Origin of the sequence: Kitasatospora sp. NPDC093102, assembly GCF_040683915.1 — a bacterium.
In the GTDB taxonomy this organism is placed as follows: Bacteria; Actinomycetota; Actinomycetes; order Streptomycetales; family Streptomycetaceae; genus Kitasatospora.
The window spans coordinates 71,968-89,741 of sequence record NZ_JBFBFA010000029.1 but is presented as its reverse complement, the minus strand read 5'-3'; the positions used below and the strand labels follow the sequence as shown (position 1 = coordinate 89,741).

Genomic DNA, 17,774 nt, shown 5'->3' with positions numbered 1-17,774 from the left:
CCGGAGTTGTCCATGACGCTGACGTCGTGGGTCTCGGTCGCCCAGTCCCATCCGATGAACACGGAAGCCGTACTCCTGTGACTTCGACGGAGCACCTGCCCGGTGGTGAGGTCGTCTGCCGGGAGCTCATTAATCGGCCCTCTGCGGGGCGTGTCCCTGAAGCCGATCAGACGGCCTCGGCCCGGCGGGGCTGGCGTAACTCATGCTGGCCGACGAACGGCTCGCGCAACCGGCCATGCACCCACCGGGACCGAGAGGTCACAACCCTACCGAAGAGGGCTGCAGAAGGGATGGTCCTCTAATGAGCGCACTCGACTTCGAGGTCATCGACAGCCCCGACAGCTCGCTCAACAAGACCTCCGTCCTGGTCACCGGCCCGCAGGACGCGCTGCTGGTGGACGCCGGGTTCACCCGCTCCGACGGGCGCCGCCTGGTCGAGCGGATCGAGGCGAGCGGCAAGCGGCTGACCACCGTCTTCGTCAGCCACGGCGACCCGGACTTCTACTTCGGCGCCCAGGAGGTCCAGGACGCCTACCCGCAGGCCCGCTTCCTGGCCACCGCCTCGACCGTCGAGCGCATCCAGGCGACCTACGAGGACAAGCTGCGCGCCTGGGCGCGCCTGGGGCCGGAGCTTCCCACCCGGCTGGTGCGGCCGGAGGTGCTGCACGGCGACGAGATCGTCTTCGAGGGCCATCGCTTCGAGCTGCGCGGTGCCGACTTCCACCTGCCGGACCGGCACTACCTCTGGCAGCACCACCACCGCGCCGTGCTGGGCGGGGTGCTGCTCTTCGAGGGCCTGCACGTGTGGACCGCCGACACCCCGACCTCCGCCCAACGGGCCGCCTGGATCGACCTGTTGGACGGCATCGAGGCACTCCAGCCGACCTGGGTGGCGGCCGGCCACCGGACCGCCGGCGCACCCACCGACCACACCGCCGTCGACCACACCCGTGCCTACCTGCGCGCCTTCGAGACCGAGATCGGCCAGGCCCCGGACGCGGCCGCCGCCAAGGCGGCGCTGGAACGGCGCTTCCCGAAGCTGGGGCTGCGGATCGCGGTGGACATCGGCACCAAGGTCGTCCTCGGCGAGATGGCCTGGGGGTGAGCGGGCCGTGATCGAGATCCCCCGCGACGTCGCCTCCTTCGCCGAGTCGCCCGCCCCCGCCGACGTGGTGCGCCGCCTGTACCTGGCCTCCGCCCGGGGCGACCTGGCCGCGCTGCGCACCACCCTGGCCGAGGACGTCGAGTGGACCGAGATGGCCGGCTTCCCGCTGGCCGGCACCTACCGCACCCCGAAGGGCGTCACCGCCAACGTGATGGAGCGGCTGGACGCCGAGTGGGACAACTGGACGGCGCACGACGACACCTACGTGGTGGACGGCGAGACCGTGGTGGTGCTGGGCCGCTACACGGCCGTCCACAAGACCACCGGAAAACCGCTCGCGGTCCGGGTCGCCCACCGCTTCACCGTGCGCGGCGGCCGGATCGTGCGCTTCGAACAGTTCACCGACACCGCGCTGGTCAGGGACGCGATGACCGGGTGAGGCCCCGCGTTCACCCGTACGGGCGAGCGCGGCGCGGCGCGCCAGGTGCGCTCTCGACAGGCCACCCGGACGGCGGCAGGCTGACCCCGACCACGGCCGGAGAACGAGGAGTCGAGCATGGCGGGCACGGACACCGGGAGCACCGGAGCGGGCGGCGGGCGGGAGCGCCCGGTCGTCATCATCGGGGCGTCCCTGGGCGGCGCGAAGGCGGCCGAGGCGCTGCGCGAGGCCGGGTACCGGGGCGGCATCGTCCTGATCGGCGAGGAGCACGAGCGGCCGTACGAGCGGCCGCCGCTGTCCAAGGGCTACCTGCTGGGCAAGACGCCCCGGGAGAAGATCTACGTCCACCCGCCGCAGTGGTACGCGGAGCACGACGTCACGCTGCGGCTGGGCACGGCGGTGGCCGCGATCGACCCGGCCGGACACACCGTGACGCTCGCCGACAACGGCCGGGTGGAGTACGCCAAGCTGCTGCTGACCACCGGCTCGGTGCCGCGCCGGCTGCCGGTGCCCGGCGCGGACCAGGACGGGGTGCTCTACCTGCGCCGGGTCGAGGACAGCGACCGGATCAAGGCGGCGCTCCGGCCGGGGGCGCGGATCGCGGTGATCGGCGCGGGCTGGATCGGACTGGAGGTGGCGGCCGCGGCCCGGGAGGCGGGCGCCGAGGTGACGGTGCTGGAGGCACTCGAACTGCCGCTGCTGCGGGTGCTCGGCCGGGAGGTCGCCCAGGTCTTCGCCGATCTGCACCGGGAGCACGGCGTGGACCTGCGCTTCGGCGTCAAGGTGGCCGAACTGACCGGCGGGGGCGGCACGGTGAGCGGCGTGAAGCTCGCCGACGGCACGACGGTGGCCGCCGACGCGGTGGTCGTCGGCATCGGCATCGCCCCCGCCACCGGCCTCGCCGAGGCGGCCGGGCTGGAGGTCGACAACGGGATCCGGACCGACCGGCACCTGCGCACCTCGGACCCGGACGTCTACGCGGCCGGCGACGTCGCCAACGCCTACCACCCGCTGTTCGACAGGCACATCCGGGTCGAACACTGGGCCAACGCGCTCAACCAGCCGCAGACCGCCGCCCGCGCGCTGCTCGGGCAGCCGGACGCGGTGTACGACCGGATCCCGTACTTCTTCACGGACCAGTACGACCTCGGGATGGAGTACGTCGGCTACGTCGAGCCGGACGGCTACGACCAGGTGGTGTTCCGCGGCGACCCGGCCACCCGCGAGTTCATCGCGTTCTGGCTCTCCGGCGGCCGGGTGCTCGCGGGGATGAACGTCAACGTCTGGGACGTCACCGAACCGATCCGCGAACTGGTGCGCTCGGGGCGGGTGGTGGACGTCAAGGAGCTGGCCGACCCGGACGTGCCGCTCGACGCGCTGTAGTCGGCAGCCCGTAGCGGTCAGCCGACGGGGATGCCGGGGTTCACCAGGCGGCGCTCCGAACGGTGCCGTGAACGGGGCCGGGCGGGCTGCGCGCGGTTCGCTGCGCAGCCCGCCCGGCGCGCTCAGGCGGTGGCGGCGGCGTCCTTCGCCACGCCGGACTCGTCGTCCAGCGAGAGCAGCATCAGCTCCTCGGCGAGGGTGACGTGCATCGGGTGTCCTTCTTCCTCTTCTCCGTGTCGTGGTTCGCTGCGCCGACAACGTCTCAGCCGCCCAGGGCTTCGACCAGGCGTCGAGCCCGGGTGTCTTCCTCCAGCAACGCCCGGACCAGTTGATCAGCACCCTGACCTGCGGCGTCGGCCAGATAGGCCTCGACCGCGCGCGGGTCGGCGGGCAGCGTCACCTCGCCGGTTTCCAGCGCGGCGTGCGCCCTGGCGTAGTCGAGGCCGAGCCCGGCGAGCAGTTCGCCGGCGCCGCCCTCCCCCACCGACTGCGGCTCGTGGCGGGCCACTTCGTGCACGGCCAGCAGGGCGAGCAGGACGTGTTCGGTGCCGGGCGTACGGCGGCCGAGACGCTCGGCCTGCGCGTCGGCCTCCGTCCGGATCCAGGCCGCCGGACCGGACGAGCCCGGCTGCAGCAGGCGCTTCCAGCGCGGGATCCGGTGGGTGCGGCGGGCCAGCAGGGCCTCCCGGGTGGGGAGCAGCAGCGGGTCGAGGGCGCCCTGGTGTTCCGTCCCCAGCCGCCCGTCACCCGGCTCGCCGAGCACGTGCCAGTCCGGCTCCGGCATGGTCGCTTCCATCGGCCCCTCCCACGACTGCGGCTTTACTCGAACTATAGGACTGCTTTCCCTTTTCTTGAGAGTTACCTGGACGTCAAGAACGCGTCAGGACGGCGCCGCCGGGGCGCGGAAGACCGGGCACCCCACCGTTGTTGCCATCTGGTGCCATCGTGAGAACCGCGCCTGCGAGAGGGGTGAGCACCATGGCCGACACGCTCCCCGGACTGGGCGGGGGCCCCGAGGCGGAGGCACCGCTGGACGCCTACTCCCGGATCGTCACCTCCGTCGCCGCCGCACTGACCCCGCGGGTCGCCGCGCTCCAGGTGCCCCGGCGCGGCCGGGGCGGCTGGTTCAGCACCGCGCTCGGCTCGGCGGTGGTCTTCACCGAGGACGGGTTCCTGCTCACCAACGCCCACGTCGTCGGCCACGCCGACGCCGGGACGCTGGCCTTCGCCGACGGCACCACTTCCCCGTTCCACACCATCGGCGCCGACCCGCTCTCCGACCTCGCCGTGCTGCGCGCCGACGGGCCGGCCCCGACGCCGGTGACGCTCGGCGAGGCGACCGGCCTGCGGGTCGGGCAGCTGGTCGTCGCCGTCGGCAACCCGCTGGGGCTGGCCGGGACGGTCACGGCGGGCGTGATCAGCGCGCTCGACCGCTCGATCCCGGCCCGCTCCGGCAGCGCGGTGCGGGTCATCGACAACGTGATCCAGACCGACGCCGCCCTCAATCCGGGCAACTCCGGCGGCGCGCTCGCCACCGCGGACGGCGAGGTGGTCGGCATCACCACGGCGGTGGCCGGCAACGGGCTCGGCCTGGCCGTCCCGATCGACGCCACCAGCCGGCGGATCGTCGCCGCCCTGCTCACCGACGGCCGGATCCGCCGCGCCTACCTCGGCCTCGCCGGGGTGCCCGCACCCCTGCCGCCCGCCCTGCGCCACCGCAGCGGGCAGCGCACCGGCCTGCGCATCGTCGAGGTGGTGCCCGGCGCCCCCGCCGACCGCGCCGGGCTGCACGAGGGCGACCTGCTGCTCACCGCCGCCGGCGAGCCGATGGGCAGCGCCCAGGCCCTCCAGCGCCTGATGCTGGCCGACGCGATCGGCCACCCGCTCCCCCTCACCGTCCTGCGCGGCGAGGCCCTGGTCGACGTGCTCGCCGTCCCGGCGGAGCTGCCCTCCGACGACTGACCCGGGGCTTTCGCCGCTACGCCCCGGCCCCACGCCGCATCACCCAGAGCGCCGGCCCGCCCTCCGGCAGCCGGACCTCCTCCAGCACCTCGAAGCCGAAGTGCCGGTAGACCGCCAGGTTCGCCTCCTTGGAGGACTCCAGGTAGACCGGCAGCCCGGCCGCGTCGGCCTTGGCCAGCCCCGAGCGCAGCAACGCGGCGCCCTGGCCCTGCCCCTGGGCGACCGGGTCGGCGCCGATGACCGCCAGGTACCAGTGCGGCTCCTGCGGCACGTTGGCGGCGGCCGCCCCGACGGAGCGCCGGAACGGCTCGGCCCGGTCGCCGAGGAGCTCCGTCAGTTCGGCGAGCGTCTCCGCGTCCGGGACGGCCTTGTCCTGCGCCTGCGGCGGGATCCAGAAGGCGGCCGCGTTCGCGGTCCGCTCGCACACCCCGTAGCGGACGTACTGCCGGGTGAACAGCGTGGTGAAGTAACCGTCCAGCCCCGCCTGCCGGGTGGCCGGGTCGGGGAAGAACCAGCACATCATCGGGTCGTCGGCGAAGGCCAGGGCCAGCGTTCGGCCGATGGACGACGCGTCATCGGGGGTCGCCGCCTGCGGCACGTTGGTCATCTGCATACGGACATCCTGCGCGCCCTTATCTCCGGCGCCTCGGGCAGGGGCACCAGGGCCTGACACGCCATCAGCGCGACGCACGCGTGCGGGCGGGCCGAGTGCGTCCGCGCCGCGGACTACCGCTTCGCCGTGAGGAGTTCGGGCGCCGGCCCGAACGAGAGGTGCCGGCGGGCGCGGCGGTGCGCCGACTCCAGCCGGTGCAGGTCGTGGAGCAGTTCGGGCACCGGGACGGTCAGCACCGGGCAGCCCGCCCTCCGGGCGCAGTAGCCGGGCACCGAGCGCCGCAGCCGGCGGCGCAGCGGGCCGCCGGCTGCGCCCGAGGACCAACAGGTCGTCCGGCCGGTCGGCGATGTGCAGCAGGGCCGGTCCGGTCTCGCCGCGGATGACCACCGGGCGCAGCGGCACGCCGGGGTCGGCGCCGCCGAAGGCCGCGTCGAGGGCGTCCCGCAGGCGCTGTTCGGCGGATTCCCGGACGGCCGCGAGCAGCGGCGGGCAGGGCGAGCGCCGGTAGCCGTGTTCGCCGCCGGGCGGCTCCCAGGCGAGCACCGGCACCAGGACGGCGCCGCGGTCGCGGGCCTCGGCGAGGCCGCGGTGCAGTGCCGCCAGGCTCTCCAGCGACCCGCTGACCCCGACCACGATCCTGGGTTCCGCGCCGTCTCCGTGCCGCCCGTTGCCGTGCATGATCCGTCCTCGTGTGGTCGCGTTCGCCGTCGCCCTCCACCCAACCGCCTCCACGGGGGCTGACCTGCTGTCCTTGACGGCTTCCTGACGTCCCGGGCGGCGTTCCCAACGCTCTCCATACGCGGCCCGCGGGCTCTCCGGCCCATCCGGGAATCACCCCTTCGACCCCATCAACAGGGACCCGTTCGACCCAAATCAACAGGCGAAGACCACCGCAGAATGGGTGGATGGAGACAGCCCGCCGGGAGTCGACACGCCCGACGGGTGGTTCGCTGTCGAACTTTCTAGGGAGCGCGGGCTTGTACTACAGCAGCGGCAATTACGAGGCGTTCGCCCGGCCGAGGAAGCCCGAAGGAGCCGAACGCAAGCGGGCGTGGTTCGTGGGGTCGGGGCTCGCCGCGCTGGCCGGGGCGGCGTTCCTGGTCCGGGACGGGCAGGTGCCCGGCGAGCGGGTCACGATCCTGGAGCGGCTGACGCTGGCCGGCGGCGCGCTGGACGGGATCGAGGCGCCCGAGAAGGGCTTCGTGATCCGCGGCGGGCGCGAGCTGGAGGACCGCATGGAGTGCCTGTGGGACCTCTTCCGCTCGGTGCCGTCGCTGGAGGTCGAGGGCGCGTCCGTGCTGGACGAGTTCTACTGGCTCAACAAGGACGACCCGAACTTCTCGCTCCAGCGGGTCACCGAGCGCCGCGGTCAGGACGCCTGCACCGACGGCCTGTTCGCGCTCGACGACAAGGCGCAGAAGGACCTGGTCCGCGTCTTCCTCGCCACCCGCGAGGAGCTGGAGGGCAAGCGGATCGACGAGGTCTTCTCGCGGAACTTCCTGGACAGCAACTTCTGGCTGTACTGGCGCACCATGTTCGCCTTCGAGGAGTGGCACGGCGCGCTGGAGATGAAGCTCTACCTGCACCGCTTCATCCACCACATCGGCGGCCTGCCGGACCTGTCCGCACTGAAGTTCACCAAGTACAACCAGTACGAATCCATGGTCCTGCCGCTCACCCACTGGCTGATGGACCAGGGCGTGCGGTTCCGCTACGAGGTCGAGGTCACCGACATCGACTTCGACATCTCCCCCGCCACCCGGGACGCCCCCGGCCGCAAGCAGGCCACCCGGATCCACTGGCGGGAGGCCGGCCAGGAGGGCGGGGTGGACCTCGGCCCGGACGACCTGCTGTTCACCACCATCGGCTCGCTCACCGAGAACTCCGACAACGGCGACCAGCACACCCCGGCCCGGCTGGACGAGGGGCCGGCCCCGGCCTGGGACCTGTGGCGCCGGATCGCCGCCAAGGACCCGGCGTTCGGCCGCCCCGAGGTGTTCTGCGGCAACATCGCCGAGAGCAAGTGGGAGTCGGCGACCGTCACCACCCTGGACGCGCGCATCCCGCGCCACATCCAGAAGGTCGCCAAGCGCGACCCGTTCAGCGGCGGCGTGGTCACCGGCGGCATCGTCACCGCCCGGGACTCCTCGTGGCTGCTGAGCTGGACGGTCAACCGCCAGCCGCACTTCAAGCACCAGCCCGCCGACCAGATCGTGGTCTGGGTCTACTCGCTGTTCGTCGACCGCCCCGGCGACTACGTGAACAAGCCGATGCAGGAGTGCACCGGCGAGGAGATCACCCAGGAGTGGCTGTACCACCTGGGCGTGCCGGTCGAGGAGATCCCCGAGCTGGCCGCGCAGGGCGCCCGCTGCGTGCCGGTGATGATGCCGTACGTGACGTCCTTCTTCCTGCCCCGGCACGCGGGCGACCGGCCGGACGTGGTGCCCGAGGGCGCCGTCAACTTCGCCTTCATCGGCCAGTTCGCGGAGACCACCCGGGACTGCATCTTCACCACCGAGTACTCGGTGCGTACCGGCATGGAGGCCGTCTACCGGCTGCTCGGCGTCGAACGCGGCGTGCCCGAGGTGTTCAACTCCACCTACGACGTGCGCAAGCTGCTCGCCGCCACCACCCGGCTCCGCGACGGCGCCGAACTCGACCTGCCCGGGCCGGAGTTCCTGCGCAAGCGGCTGCTTCGCCGGCTGGAGGCCAGCGAGATCGGCGAGCTGATGCAGGAGTTCGGCCTGATCGAGGACGAACGGAAGTAGCCGCCGGACACGGAGCCGGGCACCGGGCGGACCCCGGGGCGCGTGGGTGGTCGAACGGACCGGCCGCCCCGCGACCCGGGGTCCCGCCGTTCCCTCGCACGCCCGCCGCCCGAGGGCAGTGGCACGAAACATTAATGGTGCTATCGTCAGTAGCACCATGTTGCTGAAGCTGGACATCGGGGACACCCGACCGCTGCACGAACAGGTCGCCGGCGCGATCAGACGGGCCGTCGCCGAGGGCGAGTGCGCCCCCGGGGACAAGCTGCCTCCGGCCCGGGAGCTCTCCCGGGCACTGGGCGTGAACTCCAACACCGTCCTTCGCGGGCTGCGCACGCTGCGCGACGAAGGGGTGCTGGAGTTCCGCCGGGGCCGCGGCATCACGATCGCGACCGGCGCCGACACCCGTTCCGAACTGGTCGAGCGGGTACGGAAGCTGGTCGAGGACGCGGCCCGGGCGGGCTACGGCAGGAACGATCTCGTGGACATGATCAGGGGGATGTCGTGACGGACGAGAAGACACCGACGGAGCGGACCACGGCGGAGCGCCCGGCACCTCACGGCGCCGTCTGGGCCGCGGCAGCCTGGTCGGTCGGCGTGCTGGCACTGCTGGTCGCCCTGCCGCTGACGGCACGCCACCGCTTGCCGGACCCGCTGGCCACCCACTGGGGCGGGCGGGAGCCGAACGGCTCGATGTCGCTGACGGCGGCCGCGCTGGCCCCGGCCGCGTTCTGGGCGGTCCTGGTGCTCACCGCGGTGGCCCTGCGGCGGTACTGGGCAGGCCGGACGCCCGGGGCCGCGGCGGCCACGCTGGCGGCCGGCGGCGTGCTGCTGACGGGCGCGCAGACCTCCATCGTGCACGCCAACCTGGACCGCGCCCGCTGGCAGGACGCCGCGCCGATGGGCATCGAGGTGGTCCTGATCCTGCTGGCCACCGGCCTCGCCGGACTGCTGGCCTGGCTGGCGGGCCGCCGCTTCGGCGGCCGGCCCGAGCCGCGCCCGGCGGCCGGGGCGCCCGCGCTGGAGGTGCCGCCGGGCGAGCAGTTCGTCTGGCTGTCCCACGCCGCCAACCCGTGGCTGCAACTGGCCGCGGCGGTGCTCGGACTGGTCGCGGTGACGGGGGTGCTGGCCGTCGCGAGCGGGGTCGCCGAACTGGACTGGGTGCTGGTGCTGCCGTTCGCCGTCGCCTCCCTCGCGTCCCTCGCCTGCTCCTCGGTGCGGGCGCGGGTGACCGCCCGCGGCCTGACCGTCGGCTTCGGCCCCTTCGGATGGCCCGCCCGCCACTGGTCCCCCACCGAGCTCGACTCCGCCCGCGCCGAACAGCGCACCGCCGCGCAGGTGGGCGGCTGGGGCTACCGGATCAACGGGCTCGGCACCACCGTGATGCTGCGCGGAGGCACCTGCCTGGTGGTCCGCACCCGCCGGGGCACGGACTTCGCGGTCAGCGTCGACGATGCCGAGCGCGGGGCGGCCCTGCTCAACGCGCTGATCGCGCGCACCCGGCAGCCCACTGGCTGAACCGTTTCCGCGGGCGGGGGACGAGGCGGTCCGGTCACCACGACCGGGCCGCCTCCGGCACTGTCAGGACTCCCCCGCGCGCAGTTCGGCGGCGATCTGCCGCTCCGCTCGATTCGGGCTCGGCCAGGCACGGTCGGGCCGGCCGGAGCCGCTTCTCCGGTTTCCGGCCAAGGAGTTGAACCGGTGGGTCCGCCGGTGGCCGTCGGCAGGGGGCGCCCGGTGAGCGCCAAGCGGTCACCGAGGGCGTAAACCGACCAAATCGGTGGTGCTTCGAACGCCAATGCGGGTACACAAGTTGACGGCCGCTCAGGCGTGCGGCGGCGCCCGTCCGACACCGCCCCGCCCCTTCCCCGCGGCCGGAGGACCAGCGGGCCAGTGCGCCCGCACGAAAGGCAAGGAGGCGTCCGTGACTCACGACTCGCGCACGCAGAACTCCCCCGGCAACCGGCGGAGCATCCAGGACGTCCGGACCATCGCGATCCTGCGCCTCGGCGTCGGCCTGATCGGCATCCTGCTGCCGCCGGCCCTGCCGTTCGGCAACTGGCTGTCCGCCGAGGTGATGGGGCGCAGCACCGACGGCTTCTGGCCGGGCTCGATGAGCGCCTCGTACTACACCGGCAGCCGGAACCTCTTCGTCGGCGGGCTGTGCGCCCTCGGGGTGTTCCTGATCTGCTACCGCTTCGACCGCCGGGACGACCGCTGGAGCACGGCGGCCGGGTTCTTCGCGCTCGGGGTCGCGCTGTGCCCGACGTCCCCGGTGGGCGGGTCCGGCGTCCAGCGCACCGTCGGGGCGTTCCACCTGGCCTTCGCGGGCCTGCTGTTCGTCATGCTGGCGCTGTTCTGCCTCTACTCCTTCCGCAACCCCCGCTCCACCCAGCCGGCCCGGGTGGGCTCGGCCTACCTGGTGGCCGGGGTGGTGATCCTGGTCGCCCTGGCGCTCTCCGTCCTGGCCGGGGTGACGGGCGTCGGCTCCGGCTGGTCGGTGCGGCCGCTGTACCTGTGCGAGTGGCTGGCGACGTGGGCCTTCGGCATAGCCTGGATCGGCGCCGCGCTCGAACTCGCGGCGCACGGCCGGGCGGGGTCCGACATCACCGCGATCCCCCGTCAGTCGGGTGCCGCCGCGCTCGAACCGAGGCACCCGGAGGCCCAGGCCTGAGGGTCTGTCATCTCGTCGTACCGGGCGACCGTTACCATGCGCACCATGGACCGCCACACCGGCGGCCCGTGACGGATGCCCAGCAACGGGAGAACGAGCATGGCGAACGAGATCCGGGCGGCACACGGTCCGCACGAGGATCACCCATCGGTGGACCTGCGGATGGACGTTCCGCACTCCGCCCGGGTCTACGACTACCTCATCGGCGGCAAGACCAACTTCGAGGCGGACCGGGTCGCGGCGCACGCCTCGGTGCAGGCCTGGCCGTCGCTGCCGATCTCGATGCGCACCACCCGCGACTTCATGCAGCGCTCGGTGCGCCAACTCACCGAGCAGTACGGCGTGCGGCAGTTCCTCGACATCGGCACCGGCATCCCGACCTCGCCGAACGTGCACGAGATCGCCCAGGCGGTCGCCCCCGAGGCCCGGGTCGCGTACGTGGACAACGACCCGATCGTGCTGACCCACGCCCGGGCCCTGATGGACAGCACGCCCGAGGGCCGTACCTGTTACGTGGACGCCGACTTCCGCGACCCGGAGTCGATCATCGACAACCCCCGGCTGCGCGAGGTGCTCGACCTCTCGCAGCCGGTGGCGCTGTCGCTGATCGCGATCGTCCACTTCGTGCTGGACGAGGACGACCCGCAGGGCATCGTGCGCCGCTTCATGGACGCCCTGGCGCCCGGCAGCTTCCTCGCCCTGACGGTCTTCACCGGTGACACCGACCCGGTGGGCGTCGGCGGCGTCGGCCGCGAGTACAACGCGCGCGGCATCCCGCTCCAGATCCGCGACAAGGCCGGGACGGAGGCCTTCTTCGACGGCTACGAGCTGCTCGACCCGGGTGTCACGCTGGTGCACCACTGGCGGCCGGACGCCGGTGCCGTGCCCGTCCGCGACCAGGACATCGCGATGTACGCGGGCGTGGCGATCAAGCGCTGAGCGTCGGCGCTTTCGCGGTGTGCCGGCGGTGGGCCCGCCCACGCCTCCCTCCCCGCCGCTGCTCCGAGTATCCGGCCACCGTCGCGGGCTCCTGGGTCACCTTCGCGGTGTGGTCGCTGGCCTCGGTCGCCGTCGCGGCGGTCGCGATCCACCGCCGCGACCACTGACGGCCCCGGTCAGGCGTCCGGAACGAAGGGGGCTCAGAACGCCGCGATGCTCCCGGGCGCCCGTCACGGCCCCGCCCTCATCCGTGGCCGGCGGCCCGGAAACCGCCCCGGCCCGAGGCCGTGTCGGCGGCCGCCACGAGCAGCGCCGCCAGCACCAGGCCGGCCGCGACCGTCACCCCCAGCTGGAAGGCCAGTGCCCAGTCCGGGCGGGGGCCGGTGGCATGGGCGAAGAACACCGAGCCGACGACGGCGATGCCCACCGCCGAGCCGACCCGCTGCGCGGTCTGCAGCACTCCGCCCGCGCTGCCCGCCCGGGCCACCGGCACCTGCTGGAGGGTCAGCGTCTGGTTCGGGGCGACCACCAGTCCGCTGCCCACCCCGGCGACGAGCAGCGGCAGCACCGTCGTCCAGCCCACGTCGGGCCCGGACCACAGCTGCACCGCGAGCGTCGAGGCCAGCAGCCCGGCCAGCACCAGCACCAGCCCGGCCACCACCAGCCGCCGCCCCAGCCGGCTCACCAGGCTCCCGCCCACCGTCGCGGACACCGCCGAGCCGACCGCGAACGGCGTGATCGCCAGGCCCGCCGCCAGCGCCGAGTAGTGCAGGCCCACCTGGAGGTAGAGGGTGAAGATGAAGAAGATCGCGGTGAACCCGGCGAAGTACACCAGCGACAGGAGCGTCCCCGCCGCGTACGGGCGCACCGCGAACAGCGCCATGCTCACCAGCGGCTCGTGCCGCCGCCCGTAGTGCAGCTCCCAGCCGACGAAGACGGCGAGCAGCACCGCCGCCAGCGCCAGCAGCAGCCAGCGGGCCGAGTCGTGCCACTGCTGCGCCTGGACGAACGGCAGCAGCAGCGAGACCGTCCCGGCGCCGAGCAGCAGCACGCCGACCGGGTCGAAGTCCCGGTGCCCGGCCCGTTCGGCGGCGGGCGGGGGCGCCGGAAGCAGCCGGTAGGCGATCGGCAGCGCGGCGACGCCGATCGGCAGGTTGACCAGGAACACCCAGCGCCAGCCGTCCTGCGGGCCGAACAGGTGGATCAGCAGCCCGCCGAGCAGTGGCCCGACCGCGGTGGACAGCCCGATGGTCGTGCCCAGCACGCCGAAGGCCCGGCCGCGCTCCGCGCCCTGGAACAGCACCTGGATGAAGCCGGACACCTGCGGCACCAGCACCCCGCCGGCCGCGCCCTGGAACAGCCGGGCCAGCACCAGCCACTCCTGGCTCTGCGCCGCCCCGGCGAGCGCGCTGGCCGCGGTGAACAGGGCGAGCCCGGCGAGGAAGACGGCCCGCCGGCTGCGCGCGTCGCCGAGCCGCCCGGCGGGCACCAGCACCAGGCCGAAGGCCAGCGCGTAGCCGCTGAGCACCCATTGCAGGCCGCTGTCGGACATGTGCAGCCCGGCCCGTACGGTCGGCAGGGCGACGTTGACGATGCTGACGTCCAGCAGGGTCATGAAGCCGGCGACCAGGCAGACCACGAGCGCCCGCCAGCGGCGGGCGGCGGCCCGGCCGCCCGCGGCGGTGGCGCCGGGCCGCGGCGGGTGCGAGGTACCGCGCGGCGGGTCGGTGTTCAAGGGGAGCCTCTTCCCGGGGGCCGGGGCGTCCTGGTCGGCGATCCGCTCGGCCGCGTGGCCGAGGAGTGGTCGTCGCTCGGCCCATCGTCGCCCGGCCCACCCGGGGCCGCCACCCGGGGCGCGCCGGCCCGTCCCACACCCGAACGGGCGAATCTGATCGCGACCGGTGTCCGGAGCACCGAGGCTGACGACACGACCGCCGCCACCGCTACCCCGCCCTCACCGCCCGGGCGGGCTCCACCGACACGGGCGAGGGCTCCGCCCAGCCGACCACCGCCGACTCCGACCCGCACCTGGGGTACTCGGTCTGCACGATCGTGCGCGGCGTCGACCTCGACACCGTCCGGACGATCGTCTCCGACGCCATCGCCTGGCGCCTCCTGGCCGAGGACCTCGCCGACGGCCGCCCGGCGCACGCCCGCCCGAAGGACGGGGCGAAGGCCTGGTCCTACAGCCGGGAGGTGTCGAGGTCCAGGCCGAAGGGCGCCGGGAGGGGAACGGGCGTGCCGAAGGGATGCGGCCCGCTCTCTGCGGCATAGCCGAGGCGGGTCGGCTCGCTGTACAGCCGGTCCGCAGAGCATTCCGCCGCCCCGCGCGCGGGCGGGGCGGCGGCAGCGGTGTCAGCGGGCGGCCTCGGCCGGGATCGGTTCCGGTGCGGGCAGGGCACGGCGGGAGAAGAGGGTGATCACGGCGAGGCTGGCGAGCGCGAGGGCGGTCACCACGCCGAGCATCACGGTGTAGGAGGCCAGCGAGGAGAGCGCGGCCAGGATCGCGGGGAGCAGGAAGCCCGAGTAGCACAGCGCGTAGTAGACGCCGGTGATGCCGGCCAGGTCGTCGGGGGTGACGATGCGCTGGATCTCCAGCAGCCCGGAGACCACCCCGATGCCGTAGGCCGCGCCGAGGAGGACCGCGCCGCACAGGCCGAGCAGCGGGGAGCGGACCGCCGCGTCGCCGGCGCAGACGGCCATGCCGCAGGCCATCAGCACCATGGAGACGATGACGCCGCGCGCCGAGGAGAGCGAGTCCAGGCGCTTGGCGAAGGGCTGGACGAGGGCACCGGTGCCGAGGGTGAGGACGGTGAGCAGGGTCGCGTAGGCCAGCGACCAGTGGCCGAGCCGGTCGCCGACCAGCTGCGGGGTCACCGCGTACGCGACGCCGGCCGAGCCGAACACCCACGGGGCCATCGGCAGGATCACCCGCACGAAGCGCCGGTGCCCGGCCGCCGGGACCTTGAGGTCGGCCCAGAGGCTGCGGACGGCGGCGGTGCGGGCCCGGGTCTCGACGGCCTTCGGGAGCAGGAACAGCGCGGGCAGGGTGACCAGCAGGTGGGCGAGGTACGGGGTGACCATCGGCCAGGGGCCCCACTGGGCGAGCGCGCCGGCCACCCCGGCGCCGAGCCCGAAGCCGAGGGTCAGGGCGAGGGAGGCGCGGCGGGCTCCGGCGCCCGGGTCGGCGGCCGGGTCGTGCGGGGCCTGGGAGAGCTCCTTGACCCAGCTGGTGCCGACGGCCATCGCGATGCCGACGGCTATGCCGGTGAGGAACCGCCCGGCGTAGATGGGGAGTTCACCGGCCGCTCCGCCGCACAGCACCCCGCTGGCGGCGAGCGAGGCGGCCACCGCGCCGATCATCAGCGGGCGACGCCCGTAGCGGTCCGAGGCGGCGCCGCCGACCAGCAGTCCGGGGACCAGCCCGAGGACGTACGCCCCCAGGAAGGCGTCCACGGTGACCTCCGAGTAGCCGCCGAGGTGGCGGTACATCAGCAGCAGCGGGGTGAACTGGTTGCCGCCCCAGCCGCAGCAGAGCATGGCGAGGGCCGCGAGCAGCCACGGCCGCCCCCGGCCGGAGGGTGCGACGGGACCGGCGGACGGTGGCCGGGTGGTGCTCATGGTGGTGCTGCTCCTTGTCGGATGGTTCGGATGGTGGGGTCCCGGCGGTCCGTCGGGGGTGCGCGCGCGAACCGTCGGCGCGCGCCGGGGAGAGGTCAGCGCTCGGTGACGGCGCGGTGGGCGTCCAGGTGGGCGCGCAGGGCGGCGGTGAAGCCCTCGGCGTCGCGGGCCGCGATCCGTTCGACCAGCACGGTGTGCTCCTCGACCAGCGGGGCCAGCCGCTCCGGCTGGACCCGGAGCAGCTGGACGGCCATCCGGCGCTGGCGGTCGCGCAGTGTCCCGTAGAACCGCTCGGCGAGCTCGTTGCCGGAGGCCGTCACGATGCCCCGGTGGAAGGCCTCGTCGGCGTCGGCGAAGGCGCCGAGGTCGGCCCGGCGGGCGGGTTCGCGCTGCTGGTCGATCAGTTCGGACAGCTGCCGCACCAGCGCGTCGAGGCCGTCGGGGCGGCGGGTGATCCGGCGCACGGCGGTGCTCTCCAGCGCCTCGCGCAGCTCCAGCACGTCCTCGGCCTCGCCGGGGCCGACCGGCACCACGACGGCTCCACGCTTGGGGAAGAGCTGGAGCAGCCCCTCGGCCTGAAGCCGCAGGAAGGCCTCCCGGACCGGGGTGCGGCTGAGCGAGGTGCGTTCGGCGATCTCGCCCTCGCTGATCAGCGTCCCGCCGGGGAGGCCGCCACCGAGGATGAGGTCCTTGGTCAGTTGGTACGCGCGGTCCGCGGCCGGGACGCGGGCAGGGGGCGGGGTGTCGGCCATGGAACACACCGTAGCACCATAGATGCAAGCTTAGATGCAACACTCGCGCCGCAGGACCGTCCACCGGGCCGGAGCATCGGTTTCGGTACTGCTCAGGGCCGGAAGAATGCGCTTTCTCAGTCCCTCCCGCAGGACCGAGGATGGGCGGGCCAGCCAGCCTGCCGGGAGGAAGCCTTGTCCCCTGTGTCGCCAGCCCTGCCGCCCGTCGATCCGGGCCTGCTGCCGCTCACCGCCGAGTTCCGCCCCGAGGGGCTGGCCGTCGGCGGCGTGCTCCTGGACGAGGCCGCCCGCCGGTACGGCACGCCGCTGTTCGTCTACGACGAGGAGCACCTGCGCCGGCGCTGCCGCGAGGCGGTGGCCGCCTTCGGCCGGGGCAACGTCGCCTACGCCTCCAAGGCCTTCCTGTGCACCGCGATGGCCCGCCTCGCCACCGAGGAGGGCCTGCTGCTGGACGTCGCCTCCGGCGGCGAGCTGCGCACCGCGCTGTACGCCGGGGTCGACCCGGACCGGATCGTGCTGCACGGCAACAACAAGGACGAGACCGAGCTGCGCACCGCGCTGACCGTCGGCCTGCGCCACATCGTGGTGGACAGCTTCGACGAGCTGGACCGGATCGAGCGGCTGCACCGCGAGGAGGGCCTGCCCCCGGCGCGGGTCCGGCTGCGGGTGGCGCCCGGGGTCGCGGCCGGCGCCCACCAGGCCATCCAGACCGGCGGCCACGACTCCAAGTTCGGCTTCGGCCTGGCCGACGGCGCCGCCGCGGCCGCGGTGCGCCGGGCCGCGGGCTCCGCCGCCGTACGGCTGGAAGGCGTCCACGCCCACGTCGGATCCCAGGTGCTGGACCCGGCCGAGCTGGCCGACGGCGCCGCGGCGGTGGCCCGGTTCGCGGTGGAGCACGGCCTGCGCCGGCTGACCGTCGGCGGCGGCCTGGGCGTGGCCTACCTGAACGGGCAGAGCGCCCCCTCCTTCGCCGTCTGGGCCGAGCGGGTCCGCGCGGCCGTACGCGGGGCCGGCTGGAGCGGCGAGGTGGGCGTCGAGCCCGGCCGCTCGATCGCCGCCCGGGCCGGGCTGACCGTGTACCGGGTCGGGACCGTCAAGCGGATCGAGGGCGTGCGCACCTACGTCAGCGTGGACGGCGGGATGAGCGACAACCTGCGCCCCGCGCTGTACGGCGCCCGCTACGAGGCGTTCCTGCCCCGCTGCCCCGAGGCGCCCCGCCCGCAGCGTGCCCGGCTGGTCGGCAAGCACTGCGAGAGCGGCGACGTGATCATCGACGACGCCGCGCTCCCCGCCGACCTGCGGGTCGGCGACCTGCTGGCCACCCCGGTGACCGGCGCCTACGGCTACGCCATGGCGTCCAACTACAACAAGCTGCCGCGGCCCGCCGTGGTCTTCGTCCGGGACGGCGAGGCCCGCCTGGTGGTGCGCCGCGAGACCGAGCACGACCTGCTCCGGCTGGACGCGGCCGCCGACGGCGGCACCGGGGAGCCGGTGACCGCGCAGCGGGCACTCGCCTCATAA

15 protein-coding genes and 2 pseudogenes are annotated in these 17,774 nt (G+C 74.0%); 10 read left to right on the top strand and 7 right to left on the bottom strand.

All coding sequences use genetic code 11. The features are described from left to right. The first annotated feature begins 301 nt into the window (after positions 1 to 301). The 3 genes from AB0O11_RS28095 (at position 302) to AB0O11_RS28085 (ending at position 2,927) form a co-directional block, all read left to right on the top strand. Entirely contained in the window at positions 302 to 1,105 is an 804-nt protein-coding gene (locus AB0O11_RS28095; protein ID WP_363392314.1) for an MBL fold metallo-hydrolase, read from the top strand. Between the two features lie 16 nt (positions 1,106 to 1,121). Beyond that, positions 1,122 to 1,544, top strand: coding sequence for a nuclear transport factor 2 family protein (locus tag AB0O11_RS28090; protein ID WP_363392332.1), 423 nt, complete (start codon positions 1,122 to 1,124; stop codon positions 1,542 to 1,544). Positions 1,545 to 1,661: 117 nt separating this feature from the next. Continuing rightward, complete coding sequence (locus AB0O11_RS28085) at positions 1,662 to 2,927, top strand: FAD-dependent oxidoreductase (protein ID WP_363392312.1); 1,266 nt, start codon at positions 1,662 to 1,664, stop codon at positions 2,925 to 2,927. Between the two features lie 262 nt (positions 2,928 to 3,189). Here AB0O11_RS28085 and AB0O11_RS28080 read toward each other — a convergent pair whose 3' ends face one another. Beyond that, entirely contained in the window at positions 3,190 to 3,723 is a 534-nt protein-coding gene (locus AB0O11_RS28080) for a Clp protease N-terminal domain-containing protein (RefSeq protein ID WP_363392310.1), read from the bottom strand. Positions 3,724 to 3,905: 182 nt separating this feature from the next. Between AB0O11_RS28080 and AB0O11_RS28075 the strand changes: the two genes are divergently transcribed. Continuing rightward, positions 3,906 to 4,889 carry a trypsin-like peptidase domain-containing protein gene (locus AB0O11_RS28075; RefSeq protein ID WP_363392308.1) on the top strand — a complete coding sequence of 328 codons (984 nt, stop codon included), beginning with the start codon at positions 3,906 to 3,908 and terminating at the stop codon, positions 4,887 to 4,889. 16 nt (positions 4,890 to 4,905) lie between these two features. Here the strand turns inward: AB0O11_RS28075 and AB0O11_RS28070 are convergent, their stop codons facing one another. Together AB0O11_RS28070 and AB0O11_RS28065 are read right to left on the bottom strand one after the other, a co-directional pair. Further along, positions 4,906 to 5,502 carry a GNAT family N-acetyltransferase gene (locus AB0O11_RS28070; RefSeq protein ID WP_363392330.1) on the bottom strand — a complete coding sequence of 199 codons (597 nt, stop codon included), beginning with the start codon at positions 5,500 to 5,502 and terminating at the stop codon, positions 4,906 to 4,908. Positions 5,503 to 5,859: 357 nt separating this feature from the next. Next, positions 5,860 to 6,180, bottom strand: a pseudogene (locus AB0O11_RS28065) (universal stress protein); the annotation flags it as partial. A gap of 299 nt (positions 6,181 to 6,479) precedes the next feature. Here AB0O11_RS28065 and AB0O11_RS28060 point away from each other — a divergent pair. The 5 genes from AB0O11_RS28060 to AB0O11_RS28040 all read left to right on the top strand — a co-directional run bounded on the left by AB0O11_RS28060 (position 6,480) and on the right by AB0O11_RS28040 (position 11,880). Next, the gene (locus AB0O11_RS28060) at positions 6,480 to 8,270 is read left to right on the top strand and encodes an oleate hydratase (protein ID WP_363392306.1); all 1,791 of its coding nucleotides are present in this window, start codon (positions 6,480 to 6,482) and stop codon (positions 8,268 to 8,270) included. A gap of 157 nt (positions 8,271 to 8,427) precedes the next feature. Continuing rightward, on the top strand, positions 8,428 to 8,775 hold the full coding sequence (locus AB0O11_RS28055; RefSeq protein WP_363392304.1) for a GntR family transcriptional regulator: 348 nt from the start codon (positions 8,428 to 8,430) through the stop codon (positions 8,773 to 8,775). Beyond that, positions 8,772 to 9,785: a DUF1648 domain-containing protein gene (locus tag AB0O11_RS28050; RefSeq protein ID WP_363392303.1), complete on the top strand. Its 1,014-nt coding sequence runs from the start codon at positions 8,772 to 8,774 to the stop codon at positions 9,783 to 9,785. The genes AB0O11_RS28055 and AB0O11_RS28050 overlap by 4 nt, the downstream gene beginning before the upstream one ends. Before the next feature lie 406 nt (positions 9,786 to 10,191). Continuing rightward, positions 10,192 to 10,941, top strand: a complete 750-nt coding sequence (locus AB0O11_RS28045) for a hypothetical protein (protein ID WP_363392302.1) — start codon at positions 10,192 to 10,194, stop codon at positions 10,939 to 10,941. Positions 10,942 to 11,040: 99 nt separating this feature from the next. Continuing rightward, positions 11,041 to 11,880, top strand: coding sequence for an SAM-dependent methyltransferase (locus tag AB0O11_RS28040; protein ID WP_363392301.1), 840 nt, complete (start codon positions 11,041 to 11,043; stop codon positions 11,878 to 11,880). Between the two features lie 244 nt (positions 11,881 to 12,124). Here AB0O11_RS28040 and AB0O11_RS28035 read toward each other — a convergent pair whose 3' ends face one another. The 4 genes and pseudogenes from AB0O11_RS28035 to AB0O11_RS28020 all read right to left on the bottom strand — a co-directional run bounded on the left by AB0O11_RS28035 (position 12,125) and on the right by AB0O11_RS28020 (position 16,253). Further along, on the bottom strand, positions 12,125 to 13,615 hold the full coding sequence (locus AB0O11_RS28035) for an MFS transporter (protein ID WP_363392300.1): 1,491 nt from the start codon (positions 13,613 to 13,615) through the stop codon (positions 12,125 to 12,127). 448 nt (positions 13,616 to 14,063) lie between these two features. Beyond that, a pseudogene (locus AB0O11_RS28030) lies at positions 14,064 to 14,180 on the bottom strand (Uma2 family endonuclease); the annotation flags it as partial. A 55-nt stretch (positions 14,181 to 14,235) separates the two neighbouring features. Beyond that, a complete protein-coding gene (locus AB0O11_RS28025; protein ID WP_363392298.1) occupies positions 14,236 to 15,501 on the bottom strand; it encodes an MFS transporter in 1,266 nt (421 codons plus the stop codon). A gap of 95 nt (positions 15,502 to 15,596) precedes the next feature. After that, positions 15,597 to 16,253 carry a GntR family transcriptional regulator gene (locus AB0O11_RS28020; protein ID WP_363392296.1) on the bottom strand — a complete coding sequence of 219 codons (657 nt, stop codon included), beginning with the start codon at positions 16,251 to 16,253 and terminating at the stop codon, positions 15,597 to 15,599. A 183-nt stretch (positions 16,254 to 16,436) separates the two neighbouring features. Between AB0O11_RS28020 and lysA the strand changes: the two genes are divergently transcribed. Then, complete coding sequence (gene lysA / locus AB0O11_RS28015; RefSeq protein ID WP_363392294.1) at positions 16,437 to 17,774, top strand: diaminopimelate decarboxylase; 1,338 nt, start codon at positions 16,437 to 16,439, stop codon at positions 17,772 to 17,774.

Excerpts from the sequence above, each read along its gene's own strand:
- AB0O11_RS28095 (WP_363392314.1), top strand. The coding sequence starts at position 302 with ATGAGCGCACTCGACTTCGAGGTCATCGACAGCCCCGACAGCTCGCTC.
- AB0O11_RS28085 (WP_363392312.1), top strand. The coding sequence starts at position 1,662 with ATGGCGGGCACGGACACCGGGAGCACCGGAGCGGGCGGCGGGCGGGAG.
- AB0O11_RS28080 (WP_363392310.1), bottom strand. The coding sequence starts at position 3,723 with ATGGAAGCGACCATGCCGGAGCCGGACTGGCACGTGCTCGGCGAGCCG.
- AB0O11_RS28075 (WP_363392308.1), top strand. The coding sequence starts at position 3,906 with ATGGCCGACACGCTCCCCGGACTGGGCGGGGGCCCCGAGGCGGAGGCA.
- AB0O11_RS28070 (WP_363392330.1), bottom strand. The coding sequence starts at position 5,502 with ATGCAGATGACCAACGTGCCGCAGGCGGCGACCCCCGATGACGCGTCG.
- AB0O11_RS28055 (WP_363392304.1), top strand. The coding sequence starts at position 8,428 with ATGTTGCTGAAGCTGGACATCGGGGACACCCGACCGCTGCACGAACAG.
- AB0O11_RS28040 (WP_363392301.1), top strand. The coding sequence starts at position 11,041 with ATGGCGAACGAGATCCGGGCGGCACACGGTCCGCACGAGGATCACCCA.
- AB0O11_RS28025 (WP_363392298.1), bottom strand. The coding sequence starts at position 15,501 with ATGAGCACCACCCGGCCACCGTCCGCCGGTCCCGTCGCACCCTCCGGC.
- AB0O11_RS28020 (WP_363392296.1), bottom strand. The coding sequence starts at position 16,253 with ATGGCCGACACCCCGCCCCCTGCCCGCGTCCCGGCCGCGGACCGCGCG.